Here is a 4383-nt window from a genome sequence, read left to right as displayed (position 1 = left end):
AGCTGAAGGGGGAAAGCTGGTTCTGCAGCTCGGCCAGCGTGCCCGACAGGCCGACGCCGGCGACGCCGCCGCCGGCTGCGGCATCGGCAGGTGCCGTCGAAGGCGCGGGCTTGGCGTCCTCGACGAATGCCTTGGCCTGACCGCCGTCGACGAAGTTCGCCATCTGGGGCATCGCGCCGGTGGCCCATGCCTGGCCGATCGAGCGGACCTCGGCCACCCGCGAACGCCAGCCGCGGCCGAAGTCCTTCCAGGTCTTCAAATGCTGCAGGAATGTGAGCCTCTGGTCGCAGATGCGGTCGATCAGTGCATCGTGGTTGTTGCAGCCCTGCACTGCGGCGACGGTGCCGAGACCGATGACGCCGTCCACACGGCCCTGATAGAGCGGCCCAAGGGCGCGCTGTAGCCAGATGATCGACTGCTTCGGCCCTGAGTTCACCGCACCATCGAAAACGACATAGTCGACGCCGGCTGGCAGCTGGTCGCCCTTCACGGCGTCCCAGTATTGCCGGTCGTAAATGTCGAAGAGCTCCTGGCCGGTGATACCCTTAACCGAGCGGGTGGCTAGGCCCTTGCTACGGCGGTAGGCGTCATAGACCCGCTGGGTGACGCCCTTCATGGTGACGCCGCCAGGGTCCGCCGGATGGTTGCTGTATCCGCCCTCATGCGCGAGCACGCGGGCGAGCGATTCGTGCTCGCGGGATCCGGTCATTGATTTTCCTTTCGGTTGGGAACTTTCCGGCGCGCCGGCGATTGAGGGCCGCGGCAGGGGGACTTCAGAATTGGATTGCTTCACGAAGCTTGAGGTGCTGATCGACGCCAGCAGCGCCAACCTCGTCGAAGAGGCGCGCGAGCTACTCGCTCACACAAAAGGCAAGTCGCACGAACTTGCGGTAGCCGTGGACGAATTCCTGCTCGACATGATGACACTTGAATTCCTGCTCGAAGCCGAGCGGGAAGCATTCCATGGCGCGGCACGGAGACTCGCACGCATGCGCCTGACGATGGTGAAGCTGCTCTCGGCCTAGCGCCTATCCGCCCCGGCCGAGCCTTGCGGGTTGCCCAGCGAGATCTGCGTGGTGTAGCCGCTGCCGCGGTCGAGCGTGTCGGTGATCGAGGCGATGGTGTAGCTGCCGTCGACGCCGGCGCGCAGGTCTATGATGGCCGTGCCTTCCGGCTCGGCGGTCGGCTCGCCCTCGATCGTGACCGACCCGGAGCCCTTGCTGCGCGCTCCGTCTACGCGATCGGAATCGGCGCGGGTCTTGGCCGAAGCCTCGTCAGGCTCCATGAAGCGGAGCACGTCATCCGGCTCGACATCGTCGCCGGTCTCGACCTCCTCGATGACCTGCTTGGCCTTCTTGACGTCGTACCACCGGCCCTTCTTCTTCTTGAAGCGCGGCCGGTCGGTCACCGGCGTCAGGCCGCTCGCGGATATCACCGTGCCGCGGGTGATCACGATGGTCGGCAGCGGCTGGCCGGTGGCCGAGACGCCGACGTTGCGCGGCACGAAGCCGGCCTGCGTGCCTTTGATGGCGAAGGTCGCGCCATGCTCGCGCGCGAGCCGGTCTGCGAAGGCGAGGAAACTCTCATTGTCCTGCGCCTCATAGTCAAGCTCGCGGCTGGCGAGGGAAGGATGCACCTTAATCGACAGGCCCGCGTCGCCGGCAGCATCCTCGAGGACCTGCCCGAGCTTCTTCTTCTCCCAGTGCCGGTCGGCCGGCTGCTTGACCTTGCCCTTCAGGCTGGCCGAGCGCGCGGTGATGGAGAGCACGCTGCCGGCCCCTCGATCGGTCGACCAGTCGCAGGTGTCGACCTCGCCCTCGAAGGTGCGCATCGCCCCACCCTGCCAGCCAAGCTCGATCGACACAGGCGTGCCGGTCTTGGGAAACCGAACGGTCGCGTCCTTGTCGTCCAGCGTGAAGGTCGCCGACTGCGTCGCCTCGGTGCCGCTCTTGGTGATGGACAGCGAGATCAGCAACGGCAAGAAGCGAGAGGTGACGTCCTGCCCACCGACAACGACCCGGAGATGGCCCTTCCTCATGAAAAGAGGTCAATCACGGGCTTTGCGGCCGCGCCTTCGGCCGCCATTTCGGCCGGCGTCATCACGGTGACGACGCGAGCGACGGGCAGATGCGGGCCCGACCCGGCGAGGTCCTGGTTGAGCGCGAAGGTCTTCGCCACCATGCCGGAAAAGACCTTGCGATAATGCCGCGCCAACAGTGCGGATAGCGTCATGCCTTCCGACTTGACGGTGACAGTTTCTGTCAAGGGAAATCTCCTTCATCATCTGCTTGAGGCGTGCCTCAAGCAGATGATGAATCCAAATCTGAGTGAGTTTACGTCGGATAAGAGCGCTATCTATACGCTGCCAGCCACGAAAGATCGTAAGCTTGACTAGATTTATATCCGGGAGACAGAACGGCCTTCAGCTTCTCAGTAAATGCGCTCACGTCTAAGAAGTAGTTCGGAAACGCTTTCTTTAGATCGTTGACCTTGTTGACCTCAACCAGAACTGTATTCCGCTTCTGGTTGTTCCTTTCTTCATCAACGTATCGCGCAGCTCCCTTGTCGTAGCTGTAGAACGGTTGAACGAAGACCTCTCGGGTGCTGTAGTCGAATTGGAGCAGAAAATAGCGGGCGTAGGTATGACCATACCCGTCGGTAAAGTTAATTGCCCGATTGTACGTCTCCAAGGTCGAGACCGCCTTAATTCGCTTCGAAAGATCTCGGATTTCCTTTCGAATGTCCGCACGCGGGATGTCTGCAGTCGGCGCTAGTTCCCGGTCTTCCTCATATGCTAGTTCGGACGACATAAGCTCGAAAAACCGACGCCAGTCCGTATCACCCTCGCCGCCCTTTATGTTCTCGTGGCGGATCAGCCCAACTGATTCCACCGCAGTCGCCCAAGCGTGCTGCAATCGGGTGCGAAGTTGAACCTCAACGGTCTGTCGGTTGAAAATTTCTTCTTCGCCATTCCCGCAAAACTTCAGGATGAAGTGATGGCTTCGATAGCCATCCTTCTTCGGGCGCGAAATGTAGTCGTCTTCCGATTGGATCGAATGCGCGGTGCCTCCATTGCGATAGACTCCAACGAGCCGATCTACCTCTTTCATCGATCGCAAGATTGCCCTGCATCCGGCAATATCTTGCATTTGGTACAACGTGATCGGCCGCTGAAGCTTTCGGCGTATCGACGCCATGCGTTTAAGTCTGGCGGCGGCGACGGCGTCCTTTTCGACGTGCTTCAGCTTGCGGGACAGTTCCATCCGCACGCGAAGCAGGGGCAACATGTGCGCGTCTCGCCAGCTATGCGCGATTGCAAAAGCCTGCACTATGTGAAGACCGCGCGCCTCTTGAATTGTCGGGATCGCATCGCGAGTGAGGTTTTCGCGAAGCACCTTTCCGGCGTTCACAATCTCACTTTTCGAATACATCGGCCTAGGTAACCCCGCCATTCCAGCCGGGCCGACTTCATCCCGCTCAGGGACGGCCCACGCTACGTTATTGAGCGCTGGAATCATATTTCTCCCCTCTTAAAGTAGCCGTTAGGTAGGAGAGGCACAATATCCGGGATACCGGGCCTCCCTCGGGGAGCGGCGTCGGTACACACAGGCACTTGGTCTTTTCTCCGTTAAGCAATCAGCGAGAACAGCGAGGCGAAGAAATCGGCCGGTGCTGGCGCCGCCGATTTCTGCATCTTGACGGTGATGTCGACGACCTGGCCGACGCCGTCGTGATCGAGGAAGGTATGCTCGTCATTGACCGACTGCACGACGTAGAAGCCGAACACGCTGCCGTCGCCACGGGTCACCAGTTGCGGCGTGCCGGCAAGTTGCGCGTTGCGCAGGATGTTCAATGTGCCCAACCCGCCAAGCTTCGACGGAATCAGACGGCCGGAGACGGTGAGCGTTTCCGATCCGACGCCGACATCTTCCAGGGGAGGCATCGCGCCGACGACCGGCTTTTCTGCATAGTCATGCGTCGTCTCGCGCCCATGCTTGTCGATGTTGAAAGCGAGATCGCACTCGACCAGGCCGATCTTCATCAGCATCAGCGCGGCCCTCCAAAGTCGATTGCCTGCCCGCGCGGGTCGGACTGCACCTGCTGGCCGGTCGTCCTGCCGCCAAGCGAGCCGACCGGGCGCATCAGGTCCGCCTTGGCGGAAGACAGGAACCCACTGACGCCGGCGATGAAGGCGGCGGCGGCGCTCTTGCCGAACGACGACCCTGCCCCGGCGACGCCGGAGGTGAAGGTCTGCGCGGCGTTCTGGCCGGCCTGCGTGCCGCCTTCCGCGATCTTGCTGCCGGCGTCGGCGCCGCCGGACTGCAGCCGGCGCTCGAATTCGTCGGCGTCGAAGCCGGCGAATTCGAGCGCCGGCTGCAGTCC

At 62.0% G+C, this 4383-nt stretch carries 7 protein-coding genes; 1 reads left to right on the top strand and 6 read right to left on the bottom strand.

The window, feature by feature from the left end:
- A partial coding sequence (locus EOA27_RS24455) for a glycoside hydrolase family 108 protein (RefSeq protein ID WP_127257463.1) occupies positions 1–709 on the bottom strand: 709 nt, incomplete at its 3' end.
- A gap of 94 nt (positions 710–803) precedes the next feature.
- On the opposite strand from EOA27_RS24455, the gene EOA27_RS24450 reads away from it, so the two are divergent.
- Positions 804–1025, top strand: a complete 222-nt coding sequence (locus tag EOA27_RS24450; RefSeq protein WP_245467079.1) for a hypothetical protein — start codon at positions 804–806, stop codon at positions 1023–1025.
- Here EOA27_RS24450 and EOA27_RS24445 read toward each other — a convergent pair.
- The 5 genes from EOA27_RS24445 to EOA27_RS40900 form a co-directional block, all read right to left on the bottom strand.
- Positions 1022–1981 carry a contractile injection system protein, VgrG/Pvc8 family gene (locus EOA27_RS24445; RefSeq protein ID WP_189562101.1) on the bottom strand — a complete coding sequence of 320 codons (960 nt, stop codon included), beginning with the start codon at positions 1979–1981 and terminating at the stop codon, positions 1022–1024. The two genes, EOA27_RS24450 and EOA27_RS24445, sit on opposite strands and share 4 nt — an antisense overlap.
- 53 nt (positions 1982–2034) lie before the next feature.
- Positions 2035–2265 carry a tail protein X gene (locus EOA27_RS24440; protein WP_126082989.1) on the bottom strand — a complete coding sequence of 77 codons (231 nt, stop codon included), beginning with the start codon at positions 2263–2265 and terminating at the stop codon, positions 2035–2037.
- Positions 2266–2351: 86 nt separating this feature from the next.
- Complete coding sequence (locus EOA27_RS24435; RefSeq protein ID WP_126082990.1) at positions 2352–3518, bottom strand: RelA/SpoT domain-containing protein; 1167 nt, start codon at positions 3516–3518, stop codon at positions 2352–2354.
- A gap of 110 nt (positions 3519–3628) precedes the next feature.
- On the bottom strand, positions 3629–4048 hold the full coding sequence (locus EOA27_RS24430) for a phage tail protein (RefSeq protein ID WP_126082991.1): 420 nt from the start codon (positions 4046–4048) through the stop codon (positions 3629–3631).
- Positions 4048–4383 (bottom strand): hypothetical protein (locus EOA27_RS40900; protein ID WP_189562100.1); only part of this gene is annotated, 336 nt, incomplete at its 5' end. The genes EOA27_RS40900 and EOA27_RS24430, both read right to left, overlap by 1 nt.

Source organism: Mesorhizobium sp. M2A.F.Ca.ET.037.01.1.1 (genome assembly GCF_003998075.1).
In the GTDB taxonomy this organism is placed as follows: domain Bacteria; phylum Pseudomonadota; class Alphaproteobacteria; order Rhizobiales; family Rhizobiaceae; genus Mesorhizobium.
This window is presented reverse-complemented; position numbering and strand designations above follow the sequence as displayed.